We start from the raw sequence: 25,920 nt of genomic DNA on the forward strand, positions 1-25,920 counted from the left end.
TGGGCTTCGGGTCGAGGGCTCAGGCGCCGGTGGACGCGAGGTCCGTGGCGGCGCCGGCGGGCTCGAGGTCGGACGGGGAGGACAGCGTGCCGCGCACGGCGGTCGCGGCGGCCACCACGGGCGAGACGAGGTGGGTGCGCCCGCCCTTGCCCTGCCGGCCCTCGAAGTTGCGGTTCGACGTCGAGGCGCACCGCTCGCCGGGGGCCAGCTGGTCCGGGTTCATCCCCAGGCACATGGAGCAGCCCGCGAAGCGCCAGTCCGCGCCGAACTCCTTGAACACCCGGTCCAGGCCCTCGGCCTCGGCCTGCAGCCGCACCTTCGCGGAGCCGGGCACCACCATCATCCGCACGTTCTCGGCCTTGGCGCGGCCCTTGACGATCTCCGCGGCCGCCCGAAGGTCCTCGATCCGGGAGTTGGTGCAGGAGCCCAGGAAGACGGTGTCCACCCGGATCTCCTTCATGGGGGTGCCGGCGGCCAGGCCCATGTACTCGAGGGCCCGGCGGGCGTTGGCCTTGTCGTTCTCGTCCCCGATGTCCTCGGGATCGGGGACGGACCGGGACAGCGGGACGCCCTGGCCGGGATTGGTGCCCCAGGTGACGAACGGCTCGAGCTCGTCCGCGTCGAGGAAGACCTCGGCGTCGAAGACGGCGTCCTCGTCGGTGCGCAAGGTCCGCCAGTACTCGACGGCCGCGTCCCAGTCGGCGCCCTCGGGCGCGTGCGGCCGGCCCTGGACGTAGGCGAACGTGGTCTCGTCGGGGGCGATCATGCCCGCGCGGGCCCCGGCCTCGATCGACATGTTGCAGATGGTCATCCTGGCCTCCATGGACAGGGCGCGGATGGCCGAGCCCCGGTACTCCAGGACGTAGCCCTGTCCGCCGCCGGTGCCGATCTTCGCGATCACGGCGAGGATGATGTCCTTGGCGGACACCCCCGGGCGCAGCGTGCCCTCGACGTTGATGGCCATGGTCCGGAACGGGGCCAGCGGCAGCGTCTGGGTGGCCATCACGTGCTCGACCTCGGAGGTGCCGATGCCGAAGGCCAGCGCGCCGAACGCGCCGTGGGTGGAGGTGTGGGAGTCACCGCAGACCACGGTCATCCCGGGCTGGGTGAGGCCCAGCTGGGGGCCCACCACGTGCACGATGCCCTGCTCGGCGTCCCCGAGCGGGTGCAGGCGCACGCCGAACTCGGCGCAGTTGGCCCGCAGGGTCTCGATCTGCTTGCGGGAGGTGTCGTCGGCGATGCGGGAGAAGATGTCCTGCGTCGGCGTGTTGTGATCCTCCGTGGCGATCGTGAGCTCGGGACGGCGCAGCGGACGGCCCGCCAGGCGCAGTCCCTCGAAGGCCTGCGGCGAGGTGACCTCGTGGAGCAGGTGCAGGTCGATGTAGAGCAGGTCCGGCCGCCCGTCCTCGCCCTGGCGCACGAGGTGGTCCGCCCAGACCTTCTCGGCGAGGGTGCGCCCGCCCGCGGCCCCGGAGGCCGTGGCGGGGGTCGTGGCGGGGGTCGTGGCGGGGGTCGAGGACTGGTAGTCCGGCATGGCGGATCCTTCCGTGCTGCCTGTGCGAGGTGTTCCCTCCATGGTCGGCGCCCCGGCCGCGCCGGGCCAGCTTTCCGGCTTGCTTCTCATATTCTGAGACGGCAGTATCAGTGCATGGACACATCTGGACACATGGACCCGTCCGGCGCCCCGCTGGGCACGCCGCTCGGCGGGCAGGGCACCGGGGAGGCGCTGGCCCTGGCCTCCACCACCGCGCCCAGCGGTGTGGGGGTGGTCGACAAGGCCGCCACGATCCTCGACGCCCTCGAGGCCGGCCCGGCCACGCTCGCGCAGCTGGTGAGCGCCACCGGACTCGCCCGTCCCACCGTGCACCGGCTGGCCGTGGCCCTGGCCCACCACCGGTTCGTGGGCCGGGACATCCAGGGCCGGTTCGTGCTCGGCTCCCGGCTCGTGGAGCTGGCGTCCGCGGCCGGCGAGGACCGCCTGATCGCCGCAGCCGGCCCTGTCCTGATGAACCTGCGGGACGCCACCGGGGAGTCCGCGCAGATCTTCCGCCGGCAGGGGGACTGGCGCGTGTGCGTGGCCTCGGCCGAGCGGCCGATCGGGCTACGGGACACGATCCCGGTGGGCACGCAGCTGTCGATGAAGGCGGGCTCCGCCGCGCAGGTGCTCGTCGCGTGGGAGGACCACGACCGCCTGCTGGAGGGCCTGCGCCACGCGCGGTTCTCCGCGACCGTGCTGGCCGGGGTGCGCCGCCGGGGCTGGGCGCAGTCGCTGGGCGAGCGCGAACCGGGGATCGCCTCCGTCTCGGCGCCGGTCCGCGGGCCCTCGGGCCGGGTCATCGCGGCGGTGTCGATCTCCGGGCCGATCGAACGGCTCACCCGGCAGCCGGGCCGGCTGCACGCCGAGGTCGTGGTGCAGGCCGCGCGCCAGCTCACGGAAGCGGTCCGGGCCACCACCCAGTAGCCGGGGCCCGCCCCGCCCTCGACCCGCGGCGGGGCGGGCTCCTGCGGTGGCCGGTCCCGGTGGAGGCCGCTGCCGCAGGACCGGGCCCCCGGGCGCCCCCGGCGTGCTCCGCGCCGCCCCCGGGCTGCGTGCCCCGGCCGCCGGGCCCGGGCGAGGAGCTCTTGTTCCCGCGGTGCGGCGCGAGTAGCCTGAGCGCCATCCGACCAGGGACCCACCAGGAGGTGGCGGCCATGGACGATTCGGCTCCGGTCATGCTGTTGGCAACCAAGGACCCGGTCTCCCGGAACATCCTGGGCAGCGAGCTGCGCCGGCGCTACGGTTCCGACTACGAGGTCGTGGTCTGCAACGACTACCCCCACGCCCGGGCGGTGCTCGCCGGCCTCCGGCACTGGAGACGCACGGTGGCCCTCATCGTCGGGTGCTACGGCCCGGCCGACCGCGCCGGGTTGGACTTCCTGCGCCGCGCCTACGCGGATCACCCGGCCGCCAAACGGGCTGTCGCGGTCGTCTGGGGCGACTTCGCCAGCGCCCCGGCCGTGTTCCGGGCCCTCGCCCAGGGCCACGCCGATCTGCTCGTGCTTCGTCCCGAGCAGCCGCGGGACGAGGAGTTCCACGGCGCCATCACCGACGCCCTCGACGACTGGCACCTCGGCCAGGGGGGAGGCTTCGAGGCGATCCGCCTGATCGGGGAGCAGCACGACGAACGCACCCACGCGCTGCGGGACATCCTCGGCCGCGACCACATCCCGGTGGGCTTCTACCCGGTCGCGTCCCCGGCGACGCAGCGGATGCTGGAGAGCCTGGGCCTGCACGACCCCCCGCTGCCGGTGCTGGTGCTGCAGTTCACCTCGCCGCCGACCGTCCTGGTGAATCCCGGCGACCCGGAGATCGCCGACGCGATCGGGGTGAACCGGCCACCGCCCACGGACAAGGTCTTCGACGTCGCCATCGTCGGGGCCGGCCCGGCCGGGCTCGCGGCGGCGGTGTACGCCTCGTCCGAGGGCCTCTCCACGATCGTCGTGGAGCAGCAGGCGGTGGGCGGTCAGGCAGGCACCAGTTCGCTCATCCGCAACTATCCCGGTTTCTCCCGCGGGGTGAGCGGCGCCCACCTCGCCTACCGCGCCTTCCAGCAGGCCTGGGTCTTCGGCACCTACTTCCTGTTCATGCGGCAGGTGCAGAGCCTCGGCGCGGACGGGGCCGTGCGCACGGTGGCGACGTCCGACGGCGGTGTCGTGCGGGCCCGTACGGTCGTGGTGGCCACCGGGGTGGACTACCGCCGCCTCGGCGTGCCTCAGTGCGAGGAACTGGTCGGCAGGGGCGTCTTCTACGGCGCCGCGGTCTCCGAGGCGCCGTCGCTGGTCGGGCAGGCGGCCTGCGTCGTGGGCGGCGGGAACTCGGCCGGTCAGGCGGCCCTGCACATCGCGAAGTACGCGAAGCACGTGACGCTGCTGGTGCGGGGACCGACCCTGGCCGCCAGCATGTCGAGCTATCTCATCGCCCAGCTCAGGGCGACCAGGAACGTGATGATCCGCTACGGAACCGAGGTCGTGGGCGCCCGCGAACGGGACGGGGGCCTCGCCGCCATCGAGGTCGCCGCCACGGGGCGCCCCGGCGGCGCGGCCCCCGAGGAGATCGAGGCGGCCGCGCTGTTCGTGCTGATCGGTTCGGTGCCGCGGACGTCGTGGCTGCCCGAGACGGTGCAGCGCGACCCCGCCGGGTTCCTGCGCACGGGCGGCACCCGGGAGATCGAGGACGCCGTCTCCGGCGGACCGGCGAGGCCGCCGCTGCTCCTGGAGACCAGCATGCCCGGGGTCTTCGCGATCGGCGACGTCCGGGCCGGCTCGATCAAGAGAGTGGCGACCGCCGTCGGGGACGGCGCCACGGTGATCTCGCTCCTGCACGGCTATCTGGCCCAGCACCCGCCGACCGCCCCGGCCCCGGCGGGGACCCCGCGGGCCGCGCCGCAGAAGCCGGCCGGTGATGCGCTCCCCGGCTGATGCCGCGCCGCTGGTCCCGTCCATGCGGCGCCTGCTCCGCACCGCCGCCTTCCTGGTGTTCCTCGCGGGGCTGCTGCTGTACGTGTTCCCGCTGCGCACGGCGGAGTGGTTCGCCTGGACGATCGACCCGCCCATGACCGCGGTCTTCCTGGGCGCGGCGTACTGGTCGAGCGCCGTCCTGGAGGTGGCCGGCGCGCGCTCCGCCGGCTGGGACCGGGCGAAACTGGCCGTCTGGCCCGTGTTCGTCTTCACGGCCCTGACCCTCGGCGTGACCCTGCTCCACCTCGAGCGGTTCCACCTCTCCCCCGACCACCCGTTCCTCGCCCGGGTCGCGACCTGGACCTGGCTGGTCGTCTACGCCGCCGTGCCCGTGGCGATGCTCGTCATCGGACGGGTGCAGGCGCGGTCCCGGCCGCCGGCCGCCGCTGCCGGGACGGAGGCCCGGGCCCCGCTGCCCACCGGGCTGCGGCTGCTCCTGGCGGGGGTCGCCGCCGTGCTGCTGCTCGCCGGGGCCGCGCTCCTGCTCCTGCCCGCGCAGGCCGCGACGCTGTGGCCGTGGACCCTGACCGCGCTGACGGCCCGAGCGGTCGGGGCCTGGCTGGTCGGCCTCGGGTGGGCGGCCGCGTACGCGCTGTCCAGGGGCGACGCGCGCACCGTCCGCCCCCTCGGCCTGAGCGCCCTGGCCTTCGCCCTGCTGCAGGTCGTGGCCCTGCTGCGCCACGGCGACGTCCTGGAGTGGGCGGGCGCGCCCGCCGCGGGCTTCGTGATCGTCCTGCTCGCCATCGGCGTCGCGGGCGGATGGATCCTCGCGCTCCGCCCGGCCGGCGGCCGCGGCTGAGAGCGACTCCCCCGGCACGGTGTGGGCGTCGATCCGCGGTTCAGCCGCGCAGGACGGCCAGGGCCCTCCGGAAGGCGGCGAAGGCCTCGAGCTCCGACCGCACGGGGTCGACGACCGTGCGCCGGCCCGCCTCGGCCACCGACGCCCGCAGCCGGCGCCGCACCGTGCGCTCCCGCATCCGGGCACCGAAGCCGGCGAGGACGCGGCCGGTCAGGGCCACGAAGATCCCGAGCACCACCCCGGCGAGGACGAGCAGCGTGGGCACGGGCAGCGGGAAGCCCTCGACGTACGGGGGCGGCGGGACGGGGATCTGGAACCACTCGAGCAGGAACAGCCCCAGCAGCCACACCAGGCCCGCGACCACCGCGAGCATCGCGAGCCACTGGACGACGTCGAAGACGAGCCACCACCAGGAGTTGCGCCCGGCCCGGAAGTCGGTGCGGGCCACGGCCTGGTCGATCGCGTCCGGCAGCTTCTGCTCGTGGGTGCGCGCGGCCTGCCGGACCGACCGGGTCCACGGCTCCGCGGCCCCGTCCGCGGCGTCGTGGGCGAAGGTGCGCACCGCGGAGTCGGCCGCCGCGCGCTGGGCGGCGCCCATGGGCGGCAGGGACGTCCGGTTGACCTCCGGGTTCACGGTCTCGCCCCGGTCGAGGTTCAGCCGACGCAGGGGGTCCTTGCGGAACTTCAGCAGCCACCGGGTGGCGATCCACCCGGTGTGGCCCGCGGCGTGCAGGGCGTAGGACCGCCCGGCGGCCCGGGCGATCCCGGGCACGTTGGCGGCCTGCGCCAGGCCGTCGGCGAGCCGCTCCTGGGCCGCCTCCGTGATCCCGGCCGGCTCCCCCTCGCCCGAGGCCTCGGCGAGCCGCTCGGCGGCGTCGTCGACGTCGGCGTCGAGCCGGGCGCCGGCCGCGGCCTTGCTGTCGGCCACCTGGCGGATCCGGGCGCGCAGCGCCTCGACGCCCTCGCCCGTCACCGCCGAGACGGCCACCGGCTTCGACAGCCCCGTGGTGGGCAGCCCGTCCTGGGCCACCAGCTCCTCGAGGGAGGCCATCACGGCGGGGACCTCTCCGGGCGGCAACCGGTCCACCTGGTTCATCACCACCATGGTGACAGCTCCGTGGCGGGCCAGCGGCGCGATGAACTCCTGGTGGATGACCGCGTCGGCGTACTTCTGCGGGTCCACCACCCACACCACGACGTCCACCATGCCGACGAGGCGCTGCACGATCGTGCGGTGGTGCAGGCTCACGGAGTCGAAGTCCGGCAGGTCCAGGAGGATCAGCCCGCCGGCTCCCCCGTCGACCGGCGCGCCCGCGAGCCGCTCCTTGACGCGCGCCCACCGGCCGGTGCCCCCGTGCTCGGCGGGCAGGGGCGTGTCGACGTGGTGGCGCTGGGAGACGCCGAGCCAGTCGAGCAGGGCCTCGCTGCCCGGTTCGCCCCAGACGGCGGCCAGGGGCTCCGAAGTGGTGGGGCGGCGGGCCGCGGCCCGGGCGATGTCCCGGCCCACCACCGCGTTGAACAGGGTGGACTTCCCGGACCCGGTCGCCCCGAAGAAGCCCACCACGGTGTGGTCGGCGGACAGGGAGCGCCGTTCGGCGGCGCGGTCCAGGACGGTGCGGGAGGCGGCCACGGCCTCCTCGTCGAGCCGACCGGAGGCCAGCTCCGTGGCGCGCGCGAGCGCCGTGAGCCGTTCGGAGAGGGTCGGGGCCGCCTGCCGGGAGGGGCTCACCGGCCCTCCCCCAGCGTCCGCCCCGCGGTGCGGATGCGCTCGGCCACGGCGGCGAGCTCGCCGGCCTCCGGGTGCCCGTCCAGGACGTCGAGGCGCCGCAGGAACACGGACGCCTGCTGGTCCATGACCGTGTGGATCCGCGACTCGAGGTTCTTGCGGGCCTCCTCGGCCATCCGCCGCACGGCGTCCTCCCCGAAGACCGCCTCGAGCAGCTTGGTGCCCACCACGCCGGAGCCGCCGGCGATGCCGACCTCCAGCCCGGTGAGCCCGCCCGTCATGGAGAACACGCCGATCATGAGGATCACCGTCAGGGCGTTGACGCCCAGGGACATGGCCCGCGCCTTGGTCCGCTTGTCCGCGCCCTCGCGCTGGATCAGCTCCATGAGGTCGCCCTGCCAGGCGCGCACCTGCTCGGCCGTGCGCTCGCGGAAGTCCGGGGGCAACGAGCCGAGGTCGGACCCGCCGAGCAGGACCCGGCCGGCGGGCTCGTCCTGCCAGCGGCGCTCCGCGGTCTCGGAGGCCCGCGCGGCCTCCTCGACGATCACGGTCTGCAGACCGGTCTCGATGGCCTCCTCGACCTGGACCTCGGGCGCCGGCCTCCCGCTGAGGAAGGCGGTGAGCCGGTCCCGCATCCGGCCGATCCCCGCCTCGAGGTTGCGGAAGAACTCGCCGGTGCCCACGAAGTCCTGCCAGCGGGCGAGCACCTCTCCGCGCAGCAGGGCCCCGTCGCGGGTCGACTCGATGACGGCGGCGAGCGCCTCGTCGAAGGCGCGGTCCACGTCGTTGCGCAGCTGCGCCTCGACGCGCTGCTGGGAGAGCACCGCGGTCGCGGCCGCGCCCGTGCGCTCGGCGATGGAGCGCACCGCGCCGCCGAGGGTCCGGCGGGCGATCTCCGAGCGGGAGGCGGCGTCGCGCCCCAGCTCGGCCAGGAAGTCCACGACGGGGTCGACGACGTGCGGCGGGAGCATGCCCATCTCGTTGAGCGGTGACTCCGGGACGGTGAACAACGGGGCGTCGCCCAGGCCCTGCTCGGCGAGCATCCGCCGGAGGTCCTCCTCGATCTCGACCTCGAGCCCGCGCGGGACCCGGTCGAGGACCACGGCCACCGTGATGTCCCGCTGGGCGGCCTCGACGAGCAGCCGCCACGGCACCGCGTCGGCGTAGCGGTTCGCGGTGGTCACGAACAGCCACAGGTCGGCGGCGGCGAGCAGCTGCCCCGCGAGCCGGCGGTTCTCGTCGGAGATCGAGTCGACGTCCGGGGCGTCGAGCAGGGCCACGCCCTCGGGGATGCGCGGATCGGCGAGCAGCACGAGGGCCTGGCCGTCGGCGGTGCCGGGCAGCGCGGACGGGGAGGCGGTGTCCGCGGCGGTCGAGCCGGCGGGGGTGACCTTCTGCGCGTGGATCCTGCTCAGGTGCGGGAGCACCCGCTGGGTCGCGAACGCGTCGGCGTCGCGCGGGTGGTGGATGAGGATGGGCTGCCGGGTGGTCGGTCGGATGGCGCCGGCCCGGGTCACGGGGTGGCCCACGACCGCGTTCACCAGGGTCGACTTGCCGGCACCCGTGGACCCGCCGACCACCGCGAGCAGCGGCGCGTCGAGCGAGCGCACCCGGGGCAGCACGTAGTCGTCGAGCTGGGCGACGGCGCGGTCGATGTCCTGCCGCTCGCGCAGCACGTCGGTCGTGGACAGCGGGAGGGTCGACGCCGCGAGCAGCGCCCGCGCGTCCTCGAGGGCGCTCAGGATCTCGGTCTGGTCGGTCACAGGCCCATTGTGCCAGTAAGCCTGCTGTGCACCTACGGCCCGCCGGGTGCGCACGCCCTCCGGACGGCCATCCGGCCACGGACGGGTCGCTCCCCGCGGGGCCGGTGCGCTCGAGGGCGCCGGGGCCGCCCGCAGCGGGTGCCCGCAGCGGGTGCACGCCGCGGCCGTCCTGGACCGCGCCACCGGCCCAGCGGGGGCCTGCATCCCGGCCGCGGGTCAGCGGCGCGGGGCCCGCAGGTGGTCCGCGGCGTAGGCGGCGAAGATTTCCCCGGGTGCCTGTCCCGTGTGCAGGAAGTCCTCCCGCAGCTTCAGCCCGAGCTGCTCCAGGGCCAGGTCCAGCCGCTGGGCGCTGCGGCGCAGCTGCACGCTGTCGGCCTGCGCGGCGCGGTCCCGCAGCACGAGGGCGTACGGCAGGTGGCGGGCCAGGGAGAGATCCGGGTCCTCCTCCTGGAAGTAGTACGTCTCGCTGTGCTGGGTGAGGTCGACCCTGGCCCGCAGCACCTCGGCGGTGAGCGCGTCGAGCGCCAGCGCGGAGGCGCTCGGGTCCTCCTCGCCGATGCCGTCGGCGTAGCCGACGTCGGCGAAGGACTTCAGCTGGAGGGCCAGGGCGCGGCGGCGGGACAGCGGCGGATAGATCTGGGTGAACCACGTCAGGGCCGCCGTCAGCAGGGCGAACCCGGTCAGCGCCTCGAGCGGGGTGGCCAGGCGGATCCAGGGGTCGGTGGCCACGACGTCCCCGAAGCCCAGCGTCGCGAGCGTCACCAGGGAGATGTAGAGGGCGCCCACGACGTCGGGGTAGTCGCCCGGGTCGACCCCGGGCGAGTACGTGAAGCCGGCGGGAACGTGCGGCAGGTAGACCAGCGCCCAGCCGACCCCCTGCAGCAGCACCCACAGGACGACCACCGTGATCATCGACCCCGGGCCCACGGCGGAGCCGAAGCGGTGCCCGGTGCGCTTGGACATCCGCCAGACGGCGGCCTGCACCCGGCCACCGAGGGCGCCCGTGCCGCTGGGGTGCAGCAGGCTGTGGTACATGTCCCACAGCCCGAGCAGGACGACCGCGATCCCCAGCAGCGTCATCAGCACGTCCACGTCGTCGCTCCGTTCCCGTTCGCGCCGGCTCCTCCCCGTGACCCTACCCGGTGGCACCGGTCGCGGTCGGCGCTTGCCCGGTAGACCGTCAGCAGGTTTACGGTAGGGCCACACGGGCCCGGAACGCCACCGAGCCCCGGCCGCAGCGGAAGGACGGACATGGACATCAACCTGGTGCTGGCGCTCTTCGCCGGAGCCGTCCTGCTGATCTCGGCGTTCTCGACGCTATTGCAGCGGATGAGCCTGCCCGGACCTGTGCTCGCCCTCGCGTTCGGGGCGCTGATCGGCCCGTTCGCGCTGGACCTCGTGCGGATCGAGGACTTCGGCCTGCCTCCCGGCACGCTGCTGGAGCAGGCCTCACGGATCACCCTGGCGGTGGGACTGGCCGGAGTCGCCCTGCGCCTGCCGCACGGCTACTGGCGGCGCGACGCCCGCTGGATCGCCGTCATCATCGGCCTCGGCATGGCCCTGATGCTGGCCGTGGCCACGGGTGTGCTGTGGGCGGCGCTCGGCGTGCCGTTCCTGCTGGCCCTGCTGCTGGGGGCCGTGGTCACCCCGACCGACCCGGTGGTCACCACCCCCATCGTCACGGGATCCCTGGCCGAGGAGAGGATCCCCGAGCGGGTCCGGCACAATCTCTCGGCCGAGAGCGGGCTCAACGACGGGCTGGCCTACCTCTTCGTCCTCCTGCCGGTGCTGCTCCTGACGGAACCGGACCGGGCGTGGCACGAGCTGCTGACCAGGGTCCTGCTGTGGGAGGTGCTCGGCGCCGCCGCCTTCGGGGCGCTGTCCGGTTACCTGCTGGGCAAGCTCTTCGTCCTCGTGCGCCGGCACGGGCTCATGGAGGAGAGCTCCTACCTGGCGTTCATCGTGCCGCTGGCCCTGGTCCTGCTCGGGACCGGCAAGCTGCTGGGCACCGACGCCCTGCTGGCCGTCTTCGTGGGCGTCGCCGTCTTCGGTCAGGTGATCCCCCAGCGGGACGAGGCGCAGGAGGACAAGGTGCAGGACGCGGTCGCCCGGCTGTTCCTGCTGCCGGTGTTCGTCCTCCTCGGCATGGCCCTGCCCATCCAGGAGTGGGCGCGGCTGGGCTGGGTGGCCCCCGCGGTCGTCGGTGCCGCGCTGCTGTTGCGCCGCCTCGTCGCCCTGTGGGCGCTCCGGCCGCTGCTGCGAGGCGTGCACGACCGCTCCGAGACGTTCTTCCTGAGCTGGTTCGGGCCCATCGGCGTCTCCGCCCTGTTCTACGCCACGCTGGCCGAGCGGCACACGGGCGAGCACGAGATCTTCGTCCACACGACCCTGGCGATCACCCTGTCCGTGCTGGTCCACGGGCTGTCCACCGCCCCGCTGAGCGCGTGGCTCCGGCGCCGGGAGCCGGAGCGCAAACAAGAAGAGGAGACCCCCGCATGAGCCCGCAGCAGCACTGCCCCGGGACCCCCGCGACGGACGGACGGAGGTCCTGCCGTGTGGTTTGACTCCTGGGCCGACGTCCTCCGGATCCTTCTCGTGGGCGCGGCCTCCTACGCGACGCTGGTGGTGATCCTGCGCCTGTCCGGCAAGCGCACCCTCGGTCAGCTCAACGTCTTCGACTTCGTGGTCACGGTCGCCCTCGGCTCGACCCTCGCCACGATCTTCCTCAGCACGGACGTCTCCTGGACCGAGGGGTTCACCGCCCTGGCCCTGCTCGCCGGTCTCCAGCTGCTCGTCGCCTGGATCTCGGCCCGCTGGCCGCGGGCACGGCGGTTCTTCACCTCGGAGCCCGCGCTGCTGCTCGCCGACGGCAGGATCCGGCACGACGCCCTGCACCGCAACCGGCTCACCGAGTCGGAGCTCCGCCAGGCGGTGCGCATGCAGGGCACCGGGGACCTCTCCCAGGTCAAGGCGGTCGTGCTGGAGACCAACGGCAAGCTCAGCGTGATCACCTCCGAGAAGTACGGTGACGGCTCGGCCCTGGAGAACGTGCGCGGCACCGACCGTGCTCGGGGAAACGGGGCGGGCGCCGGGCCCCAGGAGTGAGCGCGGGCGGTCCCCGGTGGTCCCGCAGCGCCCGCGGCGCCGCGGGACCACCGCAGGAGCGGGCCGCGCGGACTACTCGCCGAAGACGGCCTCGGTCACGTGCGTGGGCTTCTCGTACTGCTGGTCCGGGAGCTGCCGCAGCGCCTCGAGGATCGAGCCGTCCGCGCCGGAGTCCTCTGCCTTCCGCACGATCTCGTCCTTGCCGACCGGGTAGTCCAGGCCGCTGAGGTGCTTCTGCAGCTCGATGGGGTTGGGTTTGTCGGACATGGCAGTCTCCTCGTCGTCGCCGGGTCTCGTCCCGCCGGTGCGGCGGGCCACGGGCGACTCCAGTCTGTCAGCCTGCTTGCCGTTCGTCAGCCCCGCGCGCATCGCGGCCGGGCGGAGAGGGCGCGGGCCGTCGCCCTCACGGACCGGAGCGGCCCTCCTGCTCGAGCAGCCGCAGCCGCTCCCGGTACTCCTCCTCGGTGAGCTCTCCGGCGGCGTGGCGCTCCAGCAGGCCGTCCCGGGCCCGGCGCAGGCCGAGCCGGGTGCGCGCCCTGCGGCCCCAGCGCGTGTTCTGCCCGTAGCGTCCCACGAGCCATCGGACGCCCCGCACCGCGGCCCACGCCGCGGCGGCGGCCAGCACGGCCCAGGACATCACCTCCCAGCCCTGGAAGGGCGTCAGTCCCAGTACGACCACGGTCCCACCCGCTCCTCCGACGTCGTCCCTGTCCCCGGCGCCCCTCACGGTTGCGCTCGGTGGCCGGAGACTAGCAGCCGCCTCCGACACCGGTACGTCCCCGGCCACGACAGGGCTCCTCCTCCCCCGCGTTCGGTGCCGCCGGGGAGGTCAGCGGGTGAGGGTGCCGATCCCGTCGAGGATCGCCCCGTGCACGCGCGGGTCGCCCAGCGGCAGGAAGTGCCCGCGCGTGCCGAGCTGGACGTTGCGCGCCCCCTCGAGGCGGCTGCCGCCCGGGATGTGGGGGTCGAACAGTCCGTAGACGGAGACGATGTGCTGGTTGACGTCCCGGCTGGTGGTCAGGGCCGTGAGCTCCGGGGAGTGCGGGAGGAACACCCGGATCGTCGGGAGGGGCAGGAGCCGGGCCAGCTCGGACCCGGCGAAGGGCGTGTTGACGGCCACGAGGCCCTGGATCACGGTGCGCTCGTTGTGGTGGGCCAGGAGGTACTTGCCGATGAGCCCGCCCTTGCTGTGGGCCACCAGCACGCAGCGCTCGAGCCCCTCCCGCCGGATGTGCTCGTCCACCAGCGCCGCCATGTCCTCGATGGTCCCGGTGTTGAACCTCAGGTCCTCCACCACGTGGACGTCGTGGCCGTGCTCCCGCAGCAGTCCGGCCACCGGCAGCAGGAACGTCCACGACTCGTAGATGCCGGGGATCAGCACGACCGGCGTGCTCCCCGGCTCCCCCGGGCCCCGGTAGTGGGCGGGGTCCCAGCGGCCGAGGAGACCGGCTGCCTGCCACCGGACCGCGTAGACGTAGTCCCGCGCCCACGCCGCGAGATTGACCCCCGTCTCGCCCAGCCGGCGCGGGATCACTCCGGGCCCCCGGGACGGGAGCCGGGGCGGCAGGTGTCGAAGAAGGGTGCACATGCGGCGGCGAGCTCCTGGGGATCGGTGTGCTGGACGTTGTGCGGGGCGCCGGGGATCTCGAGGAGACGGGCGTCGGGTGCCGCTCGGACCAGGCTGCGCGCCCAGTCCCGCTGGGCGATGGGATCGCGGGAGCCGCGCACGACCAGGCCCGGGGGCGTGCAGCCCCGGATGTCGTGCTCGATCCGGTCGCGGAGCATGTACCGGGCGGTGCGCAGGTAGCGGATCGGGCCCATCCGCAGGTAGTCCAGGACCACCACGGCGTTGGTGCGCGCCGGCTCGCGCAGGCTGTCTCGCAGCAGCCGCCACCCCTGGCCGAGCAGGCTGCGGGCGGAAGGGTCGACGGTCGGTCCCACCAGCACGTACCCGGCCCACAGCCCGGGATGGTCCTTGACGGCGTCCACGACGACCTGGCAGCCCATGGAGTGGCCGACGACGACGGGATCGGCCAGTCCCAGCGCCCCGACCGCCTCCGCGACCACGTGCCCGAGCTCGGGCACCGTCAGCGGGCGCGAGGGGCGGGGCGCGGTGCCGTAGCCGGGCAGGTCGAGGGCGTACACGTCGTGGGTGGCCGCGAGCGCGCCGGCGAAGCGCAGGAAGTAGTGGCTCGACATGCCGACGCCGTGCACGAGGACCACCGGGGGCCGGGCCGGGTCGAAGGTCCCGCGCACGTCCACCGGGTGGGTCCCCGCGACGACGCGCCGCCGCTCGAGCTCGGGGTGCCGCCGCCTCCTCACCGGTGGGTCTCCTCGAGCGCCAGCCGCACGACGTCGAGCGGGTCCCGCCGCGCGGCGAAGGCCGTGCGCTGCCGCCGGGCCCCGGAGCCGTGGCGCAGCACGCCGGCCGCCACGGACTCCACCTGCTCGGCCTCGCCCCACTCCGCGAGCACGGGATGCACGACGGCGAGCAGCTCGGCCACGACGTCCCCGGCCGGGGCCGGCGCGGCGGAGGACGGGCTGACCAGGGGTCCTTCGGCACCGGCCCTGCTCGCCTGCCAGGACCAGGCCCGCAGCTGCGCCCCGCTCACCGCCGGCGCCGGGAGGCCCGCCCGCCACTGGCGGGAGGCCGTCTTGACCAGCGCGCGGGCGAGGGCGGCCAGCACCCCGGCCTGCTCCGCGTCCAGGCACACGTCCGCGATCCGGATCTCCACGGTGGGATAGCGGGCCGAGAGCCGGGCGTCGGAGTAGATCATGCCGAGGTCGAGGAGCACCCCGGAGCGCGGCAGGGCCTCGCGCTGACGGTCGTGCTCGTCGACCGAGCCGAAAACCTCGCCGGGCCCGGCAGCGGGCCAGCGGACCCAGGCCTGGTAGCGGTGGCTGCTGAACCCGGTCTCCCGGCCGTACCAGAACGGGGAGTTGCCGCTCAGGGCCAGCAGGACGGGCAGCCACCCGCGGATGCGGTCCAGCACGGCCACGCCCTCCTCGCGGCTGCCGATGCCCACGTGGACGTGCAGGCCACAGGTCAGCTGCTCGTCGGCCACCAGGCCGAAGCGCTCCCGGAGCCACCGGAAGCGCGGCGTGGGCACGAGGTGCGGGGCACCCGCCGCGACCGGTGCGGCGAGGGCGACGGCGCGAGCCCCCACCGCACGGGCCGCGGCGTCGGCCAGGCCGCGTCCGCGCCGGATGGCGGCGATCTGGTCGGCGAGGCCGGTCAGCGGAGGGCCCGCGACCTCGATCTGCTCCTGCTGCAGCTCGGTGGTGACCTGGTGGGACGGCGCCGCCGCCGGGGCGGAGCGGACGGCTGCGGCGTGCGCGCGCACGGCGTCCACGCCGGCGGCGGCGGGCTCCAGCGTCACGGCGTCCACGAGGAGCAGTTCCTCCTCCACGCCGAAGGTGCGGGTGGGACCGGTGGTCCCTGTGGGGGTCGGGTGCGGGAAAACGGTGATCACCACCATCCGGGACGGGCTGGAGCGGTGCGGAGGCGCGGCGGGAGGACCCGCTGCCGTCGCCGGGGATCCCCGGGCTCACTGCGGAGCGTAGCACCGGGGGCCTGACCGCCGCCGCAGCTCAACGGCGCTCGACGGCGCCCGTCGTGCCGGGGTCCTCGCGGCCGAGGATGCGGCAGTGGTGGACGGAGCGGCCGGCGATGTCCGCGAGGGCGATCCGGACGGTGACCCGGTCGAGGGCCGGGACGTCGACGACGCCCTTCCGCCCCGGTCCGGGAGGCTCCCGGTCCCCGCACCGTCCCGGGTGAGGTCCGGTCCTCGGCGACGAGGGTGCCGCCGGGACGCTCAGGTACCGTCCGGCAGCTCCCGGAGCATCCGCTCCATCTCGGCGATCTCCGCTTCCTGGTCCGCGGCCACGTGGCGGGCCAGCTCGACGGCCTGCGGGTTCTGCCCCCGCTCGGCCTGGTCGCGCGCCATCTCGACCGCGCCCTCGTGATGGACGGTCATCTGCTCCAGGTACAGCCGGGCCGCGTCCTGGCCCTGGGCTGTCTCGAGGGCCTGCATGTCCTCCGCCGTCATCATGCCGCCCATGCCGCCCATGCCGGCGTCGGAGCCGTGCTCCGTCCCGTGCACGTCCCCGGCCGACGGCTCGGCGCCCCAGGCGGCGAGCATCGCGTTCAGGTGCTCGATCTCCGGGCCCTGGGCGTCGATGACGCGCTGGGCGAAGTCGGCGACCTCGGCCCGGACGCCCTCCTCGGCCAGCAGCATCTCGCTCATCCGCACGGCCTGCTCGTGGTGCGGCAGCATCATCTGAGCGAACAGCACGTCCGCGTCGTTGTGCTCGGCGGAGACGGCCCCGTCGGCGGCCGCGCCCGTGGTCGTGGCCCCGGGGGCGGAGGTGGCCGGGGCGGTCCCCGGGCCCGCGCCGGTGTCCTGCTCCGAGCTGCCGGCGCCGCAGCCGGTCAGGGCCAGGGCGAGGGCGAGGGCGGGGAGGGTGGTGGAACGGTTCACGAGATGTCCTTCTCTTCTGGTCGGTCTTGACGGGGCAGGGATCCCGGGGTCAGGAGCTGGGGGCGGTGGCGGTCCGCTCGACAGGACGGCCTTCCTCGGTGCCGGTCGCGGCCAGGCGCGCCGGATCCAGGGCGAGCCGGCGCAGCAGCTGGGCGTTCAGCGCCACCACGATCGTGGACACCGACATCAGCACCGCCCCGACGGCCGGGGACAGCACGATCCCGACCGGGGCCAGCACGCCCGCCGCGAGGGGCACGGCGATCACGTTGTAGCCCGTGGCCCACACGAGGTTCTGGACCATCTTGGTGTAGCTGGCCCGCGACAGGTCGATCATCGTCAGCACCGACCGGGGGTCGTTGCCGGCCAGGACGACGCCGGCCGACTCCATGGCCACGTCGGTGCCGGCCCCGATGGCGATGCCGACCTCGGCCCGCGCCAGGGCCGGGGCGTCGTTGACGCCGTCGCCGACCATGGCCACGGCCAGGCCGCGGGACTGGAGCTCGACGACCTTGGTGTCCTTGTCCTGGGGCAGGACCTCGGCGAAGACCTCGTCGATGCCCAGCTCGGCGCCCACGGCCTCGGCGACCTGTCGGGCGTCGCCGGTGATCATGGCGACCTTCACCCCCCGGGCCTGCAGGGCGGCCACCGCGGCCCGGGACTCCGGGCGGATGCGGTCCTCCAGCGCCACGGCGCCGATGACCCGCCCGTCGCGCAGGACGTGCAGCACGCCGGCACCGCGCCGGGCCCACTCCTCGGCCGGTCCGGCGACCTCGGCCGGGACGGGCGCCCCGAGCTCCCGCAGCATGTTCGGCCCGCCCACGGCGATCTCGGCGCCGTCGACGGCAGCGCGCACCCCGCGCCCCGTCGCGGAGCGGAACTGCGTCGCGCGCCGCGCCGGACGGTCGCGCTCCGGGTGCTGCGCGGCTGCGGTCACGATGGCCCGGGCCACGGGGTGCTCGCTGTCGGACTCGGCGGCCGCCGCCAGGCCCAGCAGCTCCGCCGCCGAGACCCCCGCCGCGGGGACGGCGCCCGTGACGGCGTGGGCGCCCTCGGTGAGGGTGCCCGTCTTGTCGAAGAGCACCACGTCGACGGTGCGCATCCGTTCGAGGGCCATCCGGTTCTTGATCAGGACGCCGGAGCGGGCCGCGCGCTCGGTGGAGATGGCGATGACGAGCGGGATCGCCAGACCGAGGGCGTGGGGGCAGGCGATGACCAGCACGGTGACGGTGCGGACGACGGCGTCGCCCGGGCTGCCCAGCAGCGTCCAGGCGGCTGCGGTGAGGACGCCGGCGCCCAGCGCGAACCAGAAGAGCAGGGCCGCAGCACGGTCGGCCAGCGCCTGGGCGCGGGAGGAGGACTCCTGGGCCTCGGCCACCATCCGTTGGATGCCGGCCAGGGTCGTGTCCTCGCCCACGGCGCCGATGCGCACGCGCACGGCGCTGTCCGTGGCCACGGTCCCGGCCACCACCGTGTCACCGGCGCGGCGGCCCACGGTCCTCGACTCGCCGGTGATCATGGACTCGTCGAACGCGGCCGCGCCGTCGACGATGGTCCCGTCGGCGGGGACACGGGCCCCGGAGCGCACCAGCACGACGTCGCCGACCGCCAGCTCGGCGACCGGGACGGTTCGGACCTCGTCGCCGGTGACCTTCTCCGCCTCGTCGGGCAGGAGGGCGGCCAGGGCGTCCAGGGCGGAGGACGCCGCTCCGAGGGCGCGCATCTCCGTCCAGTGGCCCAGCAGCATGATGACCACCAGCAGGGCCAGCTCCCACCAGAAGTCGAGGTCGAACCCGCCGATCCCCAGGGTGGTGACCCAGGAGGCCGCGAAGGCGACGGTGATGGCCATGGCGATCAGCAGCATCATCCCCGGCTGCCTCGACCGCAGTTCGGTGAGCCCGCCCCGGAGGAAGGGGGCCCCGCCCCAGAGGAAGATCACCGTGCCCAGCACCGGAGGGATCCAGGACGAACCGGGGAACGCGGGGACGTGGTAGCCCAGCAGGTGCCCGACCATCGGGCTGAAGACCACCACGGGGACTGCGAGCACGAGAGCGAGCCAGAACCTGTTCCGGAACATCGCCGTGGAGTGCCCGGCGTGCTCCCCGTGGGCGTGCACCACGTGGTCCTCGTCCACGGCGGAGTGGGCGTGGCCACGGGGCATGGCCTGTCCGTGGGTGCCGGTGCCGGCCTGGTGACGGGCGCGGGTGTCGTCCGGCGCGGCCTGGCGGCCGCGCGACTGACGGGTGCTCAGGGTGCTCCTTTCCGCGGCGACCGGGTGCCGCGGGGATCGGCAGCACCCAGGAAGAGCCCTCACTGTATACCCGGCGGGGGTATGGAACAGGAGGGCTGCGACGCCCTGCACCGCACCCCCGGACCACCCTGCGCGGCGCCGCACCCGGCACTGGGCCCCGCGTGGCCGAACTCGCGGCCGCGGCGCGGCGGGGCGGCCGTCAGGGCGCCCGGACCGGCGTGCACCCGACCGGAACTTGCAGACCGACCATAAGGACGCTTAGGGTTTGTCGGCGACCGGAACAACAGCGTGCTTATTGTCGATCGGGCGGAGCGGCGGTCCGCCGCCCCGTGAAGGAGCGAACACCGTGCAGCGAAAGATCTCCGCCCTCGTCGAGGTGGACCTCGACGGCCGGTACGTCCGGGTCAGCGTGACCGGCGCCCTGACCCGCGCGAACCAGCAGGCTCTCCATCCCGTCCTGCGGCGGGCCCGGGCGACGCTCCCCGCGGCGACGGTGAGCGTGGACCTCACCTGCGTGCACGAGCTGGAGCCGGCCGCGGCGGACCTGCTCCGCCGGGCGGTCGAGCACGACGAGGACCTGCCCGAGGAAGTGGAGATCCTCGTGCCCGAGGCGGAGCCGGCCGAACCGGCCGCAGCCGCCCTGGACGCCCGGCGCCGGATGCGCGCCAGCATCCTGCACCGCCGCCGCGCCGGGCTGCCCGTGCCGCCGCCCGGGTCGCAGCTGCACGCGGCCTCCTGAGCCTTCCGGCGCAACGTTGCCGCGACCAGCGGCTCGGATGCGAAGATTGGCGGCAGTGCACATGACATCCTGAGCGCGGCCCACCGTGGTCCCGGGGATGAGGAACAGGACGGCGGGACCCATGAACGACCACCCCACGAGAGACCGGACCGCGGAGACCGCCGGCGAGCTCGACCCCCGCCGGTCGGCCGGGCGCCTGGTCGCCGTGGACGCCGCTCGAGGGCTGGCACTCGTCGGGCTGACGGCCGTCCACTTCCTGCCGCAGTCCTACCCTGACAACGACCGGCCCACCCTGTCCTGGCTGCTGTTCGCCGGGGACTCCGCCGCGCTGTTCGCCCTCCTCGCCGGCGTCGGCCTCGCCTACTCCACCGGCGGGCGCAGACCCCGCAAGGGCCGCGACCTCGCCGCCGCCCGGGCCGGGATCGTGGTGCGTGCGCTGCTGATCATGGCGGTCGGGCTGATCGTCGGCTACCTGATGCCGCCGGACCCCCCGGCCGTCGGCATCCTGGTCCACTACGGGCTCTTCTTCCTGCTCGCCCTGCCCTTCCTCGGGCTGCGGGCGCGGACCCTGTTGCTGTGCTCGGGCGCGTTCCTGCTCCTCGGGCCCTTCCTGATCCACTGGCTGGGCGACGTGGTGCCCGAGCACAGCGCCGCCAACCCGACCTTCGCGCACCTCGTCACCGAACCGCTCGCGTTGTTCTGGCAGCTCACGCTGACCGGGACGTACCCGGCCGTGACGTACATGGCGTACCTGCTCGCCGGACTGGCCCTCGGCCGGCTCAACCTCAAGGGCCTGCGTCTGCAGACCCGCCTCCTGGCCGTGGGGCTCGGCCTCGCGGCCCTCGCCAAGCTCGTCTCCTGGGTGCTGCTCTACGGCCTGGACGGCTACAACGTCCTGCTCTACAGCATCGTGTCGTTGACCCGGGCGGACCTGGACCACATCATCGTGTTCGGCGCCGGCGGGCCGCTGCCGACCTCCTCGCTGTGGTGGCAGGCGCTCTCCGCCCCGCACACCAACACGCCCCTCTCGGTGGCGTGGAGCCTCGGGGTGAGCGCGGCCGTGCTCGGCGCCTTCCTGCTCGCCGGGCGCGAGTTCGGCAGGTGGCTGCTGCCGCTCACGGCCATGGGTGCCATGACCCTGACCCTGTACACGGGACAGCTGGTCCTGCTCGCCTCCGAGGTCCACTACAGCAGCCCTCTGCTCTGGTTCGTCGCCTGCCTCCTGCTCTCCGCCCTCGTGGCGCTCGCCTGGCGGCACGCGTTCGGGCGGGGTCCGCTGGAACGGGTCGTGTCCGCCGCCGCGCACGCGACCGCCCGCGCCGTCGCCGACCGCGGGACCTCGCGCGGCCCGGACACGCCCAGGAAGCCCCTGGGATAGCTCGCGCCCCGCGGACCGGGCACGCGCTCACGGCTGAATCGCGGCCCCGCCCGGTCCCCCGACGCAGGTGATCGGCTAGCGTGACAGCAGCGCCGCCCGGCGCCGGCATGCGGAGCGCCCGCCTGCCGTGGATCCGAGGAGGAACTATGCCGAAACCTGTCGTCAGCAAGGCCAGCACCGTCTGGACCGGCGATCTCTTCAACGGCTCGGGCACCACCAGCCTGAGCGGTTCGGGCCTGGGCCCCTTCGACGTGGACTGGGACACGCGCGCGGAGAGCGGCGCCGGCCCCCGGACGAGCCCCGAGGAGCTCCTGGCCTCCGCGCACGCCACCTGCTACTCCATGGCCTTCTCCAACATGCTCGCCCAGAACGACACCCCGCCCACCCGGCTGGACTCCACCGCCGAGGTGACCTTCGTGGCGGGCGAGGGCATCAAGGGGGTCAGGCTGACCGTCGAGGCGCAGGTGGAGAACATCTCCCCCGAGGACTTCGCGCGCATCGCCGAGGAGGCCAAGGCCGGCTGCCCGGTCTCGCAGGCACTGTCCGTGGACATCACCCTGGACGCCTCGCTGGCCTGATCCCGTCCCCGGCTCCACCGGCGCGGGCCCTGTCCGGGCCGGTGGAGCCCACCTCCTCCGACCTCGTGCTTCCGGCCGGCCCGGACCGGGGCGGGTCGGGTCGCCGGCCGCGCGGCCGAGGAGCCGCGGACCGGTGCCCAGGCCTGAGGAGCGGACCGCCGAGCCGTCGTCCTGGACCGCCTGCTGCCCGTCGGCGGCGACGCACGGTCCCGCCGCCCGGGGCGTCCGGCGCGCCGTCCGACGCGGTCGCGCGGACCGGACGGGCGGGGTGGACCCAACGCGCGTGCTCCGGCTCCTCGTGGATCCGCTCCCGCTCCGAGCAGTCCCGCCGCGCCGGGGTTCAGCTCCCGGGCTGCACGGCCGAGGCCCGCGCCCGCTCCCGGTCCTCGGCCAGCAGGTCGGTGTTGACGGCCGTGCCGGTCTTGAGCCCGGCCGCCGCCGCGGCGAGGACCTGGGCGTGGAGGTCTGTCACGTTGCCCGCCACGTAGATCCCCGGCACGTCCGTGCCACCCGTGGGCGCCGAGGGCACGTAGGTGCCGACGGCATGGCCCTTCTCCTCCTCCTCGGCTGTGCTCAGCCCGAGGGAGTCGATGAGACCGGAGCGGACGGTGAAGCGCGGCACCACGACCACGGCACGGCACGGCACGAGCTCGCCGGAGACCAGCCGCAGACCGGTGATCCGGTCCCCGGCCACCTCGACGCGCGAGACCTCGCCCGTCACGCAGGCGACGCCGAGGGCCGCCAGCTCCGCGCGCTCCTCGTCCTGCGGGGCGGGGGCGGTGTGCTGCACGAACGTGATGTCGTCGCTCCACTGCCGGAACAGCTGCGCCTGCTGCACGCCCAGGGGGCCCGTGGCCAGCACCGCCAGCGGCTCGTCCCGCCACTCCCAGCCGTGACAGTAGGGGCAGTGGATGACGTCGCGCCCCCAGCGCTGGGCGACGCCGGGGACGTCCGGCAGCTCGTCGGTCAGTCCGGTGGTGATCAGCACGCGACGCGCCCGCACCGACCGGCCGTCCTCGAGCGCCAGGAGGAACCGGACGTCGCCGCCGTCCTCCCCGATGGAGCGCGCGGAGACCACCGTGCCGGCGACGACGTCCGCTCCGTAGCCGGTGACCTCGGCACGCCCGTCCGCGAGCAGCGCGCCCGGGGCGTCACCGTCCCGGCCGAGGTAGTTGTGGAGGTGCTCGGCGGGATCGTTGCGCGGGGATCCGGCGTCCACCACGAGCACCGTGCGCCGGGCACGGGCCAGGCACAGCGCCCCGGCGAGGCCTGCGGGCCCGCCTCCGACGACGACCACGTCGTAGCTCTCGTTCATGATGCGCTCCTTCGCGCGGTTGGATGTCCTCCCCGGCCGGGTCCGCGGAGGCTCAGCGGGGCTGCGCCGGGTTGAAGGGCGTGCCCTGCGACGGGGGGTTGATCGGAGGTCCGGTCGTCTCCGGCGAGACCGGCGACCCGCCACTGGTCTCGGACACCTCGGGGGCCGCCGCGGGCACCGCGCCGCTGGGCTCGGCCCCCTGGCGCAGCGCCTCGAGGCGGCGCTCCAGGACCTGCACGACGGGCAGCCTGTTGCCGTGCGCTCGCTCGTAGTCCAGCAGCTTCTGGAGTCCGCCCTCGTCGAGGCCCGTGATCTTCGAGGCGAGCACCCCCACGGGGAGGTGGTCGTAGTCGGGCAGCGGGAGGTCGTCGTGCTGAGGGATGTCGTTCACGTCTGCTCCTTGGCTCGTGGTCGCCGACCTGGACTTCCGCGGCGACGGTCCTGCCAACGTAACAGTCCCGCGGGCAAAATGTAAGTGTACTTAGTGCCCGGCGGGGCGCAGGGGCCCGTCATCCGACGTCAAAGGGTGCGGGCTCGCCACGACCGTCACTAGGGTGGCGATTGCCGTGTAGCTGCACCCGGCATTCATCCGTTCCTGCGTGAGGAGCCTCTCCGTGCCACCTCGTCTCTCCCGCCGTGGATTTCTGGGCGCCGGCGCCCTGGGCCTCGCCGTGGCCGGCCTCGGGGGTCTGACGTCGTGCGGCCGCATCGACCACCCCACGACGCGCGAGGCCGTCGGCTACGGCCGGCTGCTGGACGACCCCGACGGCATCCTCGCGCTGCCGAGCGGGTTCACCTACACGGTGCTGGCCCGGTCCGGCGAGACCTCGACGTCCGACGGCACCCATCCGTCCGACCCGGACGGCATGGGGGTCTTCGACGCCGGGAACGGCGGAACCGTCCTGATCTGCAACCACGAGAACGACGGCACCGAACTGCATCCGGTTCCTGCGGTCGAGGGGCTCACCTACGATCCGGGCGCGTCGGGGGGCACCTCCACGCTGGTCGTCGACGCCGAGGGCAACCGGGTGTCGCAGTACACGTCGCTGGCCGGGACCGTCAACAACTGTGCCGGCGGGGTCACGCCCTGGGGCACCTGGTTGAGCTGCGAGGAGACCAGCGTGCGAGCCGGCGAGGAAGACTTCACCAAGGATCACGGCTACGTGTTCGAGGTGGACCCGGAGAGCCGTGATGCCAACCTCGACAGGTCCCCTGTCCCCCTGAAGTTCCTGGGGCGCTATTCGCACGAGGCCGTGGCCATCGACCCGTCGACCGCACAGATCTATCTGACGGAGGACGCCGGGGGTCCCAGCGGCCTCTACTACCGCTGGACCCCTCCGCCCGGCTTCGTCCCCGGTCGCGGCGCGCTGCGCGAGCTCGCCGAGTCGGAGGGCGGCGACGTCGCCGGTGTGCTGCACGCCATGCGCTGCCTCGAGGACGGGACGGTTGTCCAGGACCTCGCGGAGGCGACCAGCGTGGGGACCCGCTACGAGGTGCAGTGGCTCGACGTCCCCGACCGCGACGGTCAGGACGAGTCCGTGCGCCGGCAGTTCGACGACGATGCCATCACCCGCGCCCACAAGCTCGAGGGGCAGTGGTGGGGCGACGACGGCGTGTACTTCGTCTCCAGCTACGCAGATGCTCCGGACGAGTTGGAGGAGGCAGAGGGTTATGGGAAGCAGAGCCTGCGCCTGGCCCTGCATCACCACAACGGCCAGGTCTGGTTCTACGACCCGGCCGCCGAGACGGTCACGCTGACCGTGCTCTTCGGGGTCAGGGAGGACCCGGACCCCGAGATGCGCTTCGAGCGGCCGGACAACATCACGATCTCCCCGCAGGGCGGTCTCGTCCTCGCCGAGGACGGGGACGGAACCAGCCACCTGGTGGGAGTGACCGAGCGGGGTCGCGCCTATGCCCTGGCCCGCAACGACCACAACGACTCGGAGTTCTGCGGCCCCACGTTCTCCAAGGACGGGAAGTACTTGTTCGTCAACATCCAGCAACCCGGATTCACCGTGGCCATCACGGGCCCGTGGACGCGTCCGTCCCACGAACCGGTCGGCTGAAGCGCACCTGGCGCCCGCCCCGGTCGGGCGGAAAACGGCGAAGTCCCCCGGACCGTCTGGTCCGGGGGACTTCCTGCGTGGTGACCCCAGCGGGATTCGAACCCGCGTTACCGCCGTGAGAGGGCGGCGTACTAGGCCGCTATACGATGGGGCCGCACCGATCCGGTCGGCGGTTTCCCGCGACCGGCCTCGTACACTGTACCAGGTTCCGAGGCCTGCCCCGGACGCGGGCGCCGGGGCCCGGACACGGGAACACCCCCGGACCGTGTGGTCCGGGGGTGTTCCGCGGTGGTGACCCCAGCGGGATTCGAACCCGCGTTACCGCCGTGAGAGGGCGGCGTACTAGGCCGCTATACGATGGGGCCGTACTGATCCGATGGAGCAGCGCTGGGATACCAGGACTCGAACCTAGAATGACGGTACCAGAAACCGTAGTGTTGCCAATTACACCATATCCCACTGTCGCCCCCGGCCCGGCGGTTTCCCGCGACGACCGGCGCAACGCAAAAGAACTATACCGGCCTTCCGGCGGTGCGGCAAATCGTACTCAGCCGCAGTAGCGGTCCTCGAGCTCACGGTCGATCCCGCGGCGGCGGGCGATCCCCGCCAGCACCCGCAGGACCGGCCCGAGCCAGCGGTAGATCCCCGGCAGGTTGATGTCGGTCCACTGGATGAGCAGGGCGGTGCGCAGCAGGCTCCTCGGCCGTCCGTCCCGGCGGGTGCGCCCGTCCCGCGCGAGCCCGTACAGGGCCACGAGCCCCTTCTCGAAGCCCTCGTGGGCGGGCCGCACCTCGACCACGAACCGGGCCGGCGTCCCGGCGGGGTTCTTCCAGCGGAACAGGTGTTCCGGGGGCACCTCCACCTCTGCGCCCGTGCCGAGGTCCCGCACGACGTGCCCGACCTGGACCCGCAGCACGCCCTCCAGGACGCGCAGGCGCAGCCCGAACCGGCGGTGGTAGTGGGCGATCACCTCTCCCCCGGGCTCCACCTCGACGTGCAGCAGGGCGTGCTCACCCCCCGTCACGGCCCCGGTCCGCAGCCACGTGATGGTGTCGCCCTGCACGGGATTGCGGTGCTGCGGGCGCCCCGCGCGCATCGTCTCGATCTGGTCGTCGGTCCGGTCCATGGTGATCGCCCCCGTCACCCAGGCTACGCCGGAGAGTCCGGGCGCGTGCAGATGACGTCCCCGCCGACGACGGTCCGGCCCGCCGTCCGGGGACGACGG

23 protein-coding genes and 3 tRNA genes are annotated in these 25,920 nt (G+C 74.2%); 9 read left to right on the forward strand and 17 right to left on the reverse strand.

Annotation, left to right across the window (positions count from 1 at the left end; all coding sequences use genetic code 11):
* Nucleotides 1-19 precede the first annotated feature (19 nt).
* Nucleotides 20-1,534 (reverse strand): 3-isopropylmalate dehydratase large subunit, encoded by a 1,515-nt coding sequence (gene leuC, locus ABD220_RS13250; RefSeq protein ID WP_344123306.1) that lies wholly within the window; start codon nt 1,532-1,534, stop codon nt 20-22.
* A 114-nt stretch (nt 1,535-1,648) separates the two neighbouring features.
* Here leuC and ABD220_RS13255 point away from each other — a divergent pair, with 114 nt between their 5' ends.
* From ABD220_RS13255 to ABD220_RS13265, 3 genes are all read left to right on the forward strand, one after another.
* Nucleotides 1,649-2,461, forward strand: coding sequence for an IclR family transcriptional regulator (locus ABD220_RS13255; protein WP_344123307.1), 813 nt, complete (start codon nt 1,649-1,651; stop codon nt 2,459-2,461).
* Between the two features lie 230 nt (nt 2,462-2,691).
* The gene (locus ABD220_RS13260; protein WP_344123309.1) at nt 2,692-4,458 is read left to right on the forward strand and encodes an NAD(P)/FAD-dependent oxidoreductase; all 1,767 of its coding nucleotides are present in this window, start codon (nt 2,692-2,694) and stop codon (nt 4,456-4,458) included.
* Entirely contained in the window at nt 4,442-5,296 is an 855-nt protein-coding gene (locus ABD220_RS13265) for a hypothetical protein (RefSeq protein ID WP_344123372.1), read from the forward strand. Before ABD220_RS13260 ends, ABD220_RS13265 begins: the two co-directional genes overlap by 17 nt.
* Before the next feature lie 40 nt (nt 5,297-5,336).
* On the opposite strand, the gene ABD220_RS13270 is transcribed toward ABD220_RS13265, so the two are convergent.
* From ABD220_RS13270 to ABD220_RS13280, 3 genes are all read right to left on the reverse strand, one after another.
* Nucleotides 5,337-7,025 carry a GTPase gene (locus ABD220_RS13270; protein ID WP_344123310.1) on the reverse strand — a complete coding sequence of 563 codons (1,689 nt, stop codon included), beginning with the start codon at nt 7,023-7,025 and terminating at the stop codon, nt 5,337-5,339.
* Nucleotides 7,022-8,785: a dynamin family protein gene (locus ABD220_RS13275; RefSeq protein WP_344123312.1), complete on the reverse strand. Its 1,764-nt coding sequence runs from the start codon at nt 8,783-8,785 to the stop codon at nt 7,022-7,024. The genes ABD220_RS13270 and ABD220_RS13275 overlap by 4 nt, the downstream gene beginning before the upstream one ends.
* A gap of 216 nt (nt 8,786-9,001) precedes the next feature.
* Nucleotides 9,002-9,877, reverse strand: coding sequence for a potassium channel family protein (locus ABD220_RS13280; RefSeq protein ID WP_344123313.1), 876 nt, complete (start codon nt 9,875-9,877; stop codon nt 9,002-9,004).
* Between the two features lie 159 nt (nt 9,878-10,036).
* Here ABD220_RS13280 and ABD220_RS13285 point away from each other — a divergent pair, with 159 nt between their 5' ends.
* A complete protein-coding gene (locus ABD220_RS13285; protein ID WP_344123315.1) occupies nt 10,037-11,284 on the forward strand; it encodes a cation:proton antiporter domain-containing protein in 1,248 nt (415 codons plus the stop codon).
* Between the two features lie 54 nt (nt 11,285-11,338).
* Nucleotides 11,339-11,890: a DUF421 domain-containing protein gene (locus tag ABD220_RS13290; protein ID WP_344123317.1), complete on the forward strand. Its 552-nt coding sequence runs from the start codon at nt 11,339-11,341 to the stop codon at nt 11,888-11,890.
* A gap of 72 nt (nt 11,891-11,962) precedes the next feature.
* Here the strand turns inward: ABD220_RS13290 and ABD220_RS13295 are convergent, their stop codons facing one another.
* From ABD220_RS13295 to ABD220_RS13325, 7 genes are all read right to left on the reverse strand, one after another.
* Nucleotides 11,963-12,157, reverse strand: coding sequence for a DUF2795 domain-containing protein (locus ABD220_RS13295; protein WP_344123319.1), 195 nt, complete (start codon nt 12,155-12,157; stop codon nt 11,963-11,965).
* A 136-nt stretch (nt 12,158-12,293) separates the two neighbouring features.
* Nucleotides 12,294-12,569, reverse strand: coding sequence for an SHOCT domain-containing protein (locus tag ABD220_RS13300; protein WP_344123321.1), 276 nt, complete (start codon nt 12,567-12,569; stop codon nt 12,294-12,296).
* Nucleotides 12,570-12,719: 150 nt separating this feature from the next.
* Nucleotides 12,720-13,424 carry an esterase/lipase family protein gene (locus ABD220_RS13305; RefSeq protein WP_344123322.1) on the reverse strand — a complete coding sequence of 235 codons (705 nt, stop codon included), beginning with the start codon at nt 13,422-13,424 and terminating at the stop codon, nt 12,720-12,722.
* Entirely contained in the window at nt 13,421-14,212 is a 792-nt protein-coding gene (locus ABD220_RS13310) for an alpha/beta fold hydrolase (RefSeq protein WP_344123324.1), read from the reverse strand. Before ABD220_RS13310 ends, ABD220_RS13305 begins: the two co-directional genes overlap by 4 nt.
* Nucleotides 14,209-15,369 carry a glutamate--cysteine ligase gene (locus ABD220_RS13315; protein ID WP_425552562.1) on the reverse strand — a complete coding sequence of 387 codons (1,161 nt, stop codon included), beginning with the start codon at nt 15,367-15,369 and terminating at the stop codon, nt 14,209-14,211. The genes ABD220_RS13310 and ABD220_RS13315 overlap by 4 nt, the downstream gene beginning before the upstream one ends.
* Nucleotides 15,370-15,705: 336 nt before the next feature.
* A complete protein-coding gene (locus tag ABD220_RS13320; protein WP_344123328.1) occupies nt 15,706-16,371 on the reverse strand; it encodes a DUF305 domain-containing protein in 666 nt (221 codons plus the stop codon).
* Nucleotides 16,372-16,420: 49 nt separating this feature from the next.
* Nucleotides 16,421-18,529, reverse strand: a complete 2,109-nt coding sequence (locus ABD220_RS13325; RefSeq protein WP_344123329.1) for a heavy metal translocating P-type ATPase — start codon at nt 18,527-18,529, stop codon at nt 16,421-16,423.
* A gap of 436 nt (nt 18,530-18,965) precedes the next feature.
* On the opposite strand from ABD220_RS13325, the gene ABD220_RS13330 reads away from it, so the two are divergent.
* The 3 genes from ABD220_RS13330 to ABD220_RS13340 all read left to right on the forward strand — a co-directional run bounded on the left by ABD220_RS13330 (nt 18,966) and on the right by ABD220_RS13340 (nt 21,314).
* Complete coding sequence (locus ABD220_RS13330; protein WP_344123330.1) at nt 18,966-19,358, forward strand: hypothetical protein; 393 nt, start codon at nt 18,966-18,968, stop codon at nt 19,356-19,358.
* Nucleotides 19,359-19,479: 121 nt separating this feature from the next.
* Nucleotides 19,480-20,736, forward strand: coding sequence for a heparan-alpha-glucosaminide N-acetyltransferase domain-containing protein (locus ABD220_RS13335; protein ID WP_344123332.1), 1,257 nt, complete (start codon nt 19,480-19,482; stop codon nt 20,734-20,736).
* 146 nt (nt 20,737-20,882) lie between these two features.
* Complete coding sequence (locus tag ABD220_RS13340; RefSeq protein WP_344123334.1) at nt 20,883-21,314, forward strand: OsmC family peroxiredoxin; 432 nt, start codon at nt 20,883-20,885, stop codon at nt 21,312-21,314.
* Between the two features lie 340 nt (nt 21,315-21,654).
* On the opposite strand, the gene ABD220_RS13345 is transcribed toward ABD220_RS13340, so the two are convergent.
* Entirely contained in the window at nt 21,655-22,629 is a 975-nt protein-coding gene (locus ABD220_RS13345; protein ID WP_344123336.1) for an NAD(P)/FAD-dependent oxidoreductase, read from the reverse strand.
* 52 nt (nt 22,630-22,681) lie between these two features.
* A complete protein-coding gene (locus ABD220_RS13350; RefSeq protein WP_344123337.1) occupies nt 22,682-23,020 on the reverse strand; it encodes a DUF8129 domain-containing protein in 339 nt (112 codons plus the stop codon).
* Between the two features lie 223 nt (nt 23,021-23,243).
* Between ABD220_RS13350 and ABD220_RS13355 the strand changes: the two genes are divergently transcribed.
* Entirely contained in the window at nt 23,244-24,695 is a 1,452-nt protein-coding gene (locus tag ABD220_RS13355) for an alkaline phosphatase PhoX (RefSeq protein ID WP_344123339.1), read from the forward strand.
* Between the two features lie 78 nt (nt 24,696-24,773).
* Here the strand turns inward: ABD220_RS13355 and ABD220_RS13360 are convergent.
* The 4 genes from ABD220_RS13360 to ABD220_RS13375 all read right to left on the reverse strand — a co-directional run.
* Nucleotides 24,774-24,849, reverse strand: a tRNA-Glu gene (locus ABD220_RS13360).
* Between the two features lie 135 nt (nt 24,850-24,984).
* Nucleotides 24,985-25,060: transfer RNA gene (locus ABD220_RS13365), tRNA-Glu, on the reverse strand.
* 22 nt (nt 25,061-25,082) lie between these two features.
* Nucleotides 25,083-25,154: transfer RNA gene (locus ABD220_RS13370), tRNA-Gln, on the reverse strand.
* 88 nt (nt 25,155-25,242) lie between these two features.
* On the reverse strand, nt 25,243-25,920 hold a 678-nt coding region (locus ABD220_RS13375), incomplete at its 5' end, for a cupin domain-containing protein (protein ID WP_344123341.1).

Origin of the sequence: Kocuria aegyptia (genome assembly GCF_039530085.1) — a bacterium.
Classification (GTDB): domain Bacteria; phylum Actinomycetota; class Actinomycetes; order Actinomycetales; family Micrococcaceae; genus Kocuria; species Kocuria aegyptia.

Coding starts and splice junctions, on each gene's coding strand:
- leuC (WP_344123306.1), bottom strand. CDS start 1,534: ATGCCGGACTACCAGTCCTCGACCCCCGCCACGACCCCCGCCACGACC.
- ABD220_RS13255 (WP_344123307.1), top strand. CDS start 1,649: ATGGACACATCTGGACACATGGACCCGTCCGGCGCCCCGCTGGGCACG.
- ABD220_RS13260 (WP_344123309.1), top strand. CDS start 2,692: ATGGACGATTCGGCTCCGGTCATGCTGTTGGCAACCAAGGACCCGGTC.
- ABD220_RS13265 (WP_344123372.1), top strand. CDS start 4,442: ATGCGCTCCCCGGCTGATGCCGCGCCGCTGGTCCCGTCCATGCGGCGC.
- ABD220_RS13285 (WP_344123315.1), top strand. CDS start 10,037: ATGGACATCAACCTGGTGCTGGCGCTCTTCGCCGGAGCCGTCCTGCTG.
- ABD220_RS13295 (WP_344123319.1), bottom strand. CDS start 12,157: ATGTCCGACAAACCCAACCCCATCGAGCTGCAGAAGCACCTCAGCGGC.
- ABD220_RS13315 (WP_425552562.1), bottom strand. CDS start 15,369: ATGGTGGTGATCACCGTTTTCCCGCACCCGACCCCCACAGGGACCACC.
- ABD220_RS13325 (WP_344123329.1), bottom strand. CDS start 18,529: ATGCCCCGTGGCCACGCCCACTCCGCCGTGGACGAGGACCACGTGGTG.
- ABD220_RS13335 (WP_344123332.1), top strand. CDS start 19,480: ATGAACGACCACCCCACGAGAGACCGGACCGCGGAGACCGCCGGCGAG.
- ABD220_RS13340 (WP_344123334.1), top strand. CDS start 20,883: ATGCCGAAACCTGTCGTCAGCAAGGCCAGCACCGTCTGGACCGGCGAT.
- ABD220_RS13345 (WP_344123336.1), bottom strand. CDS start 22,629: ATGAACGAGAGCTACGACGTGGTCGTCGTCGGAGGCGGGCCCGCAGGC.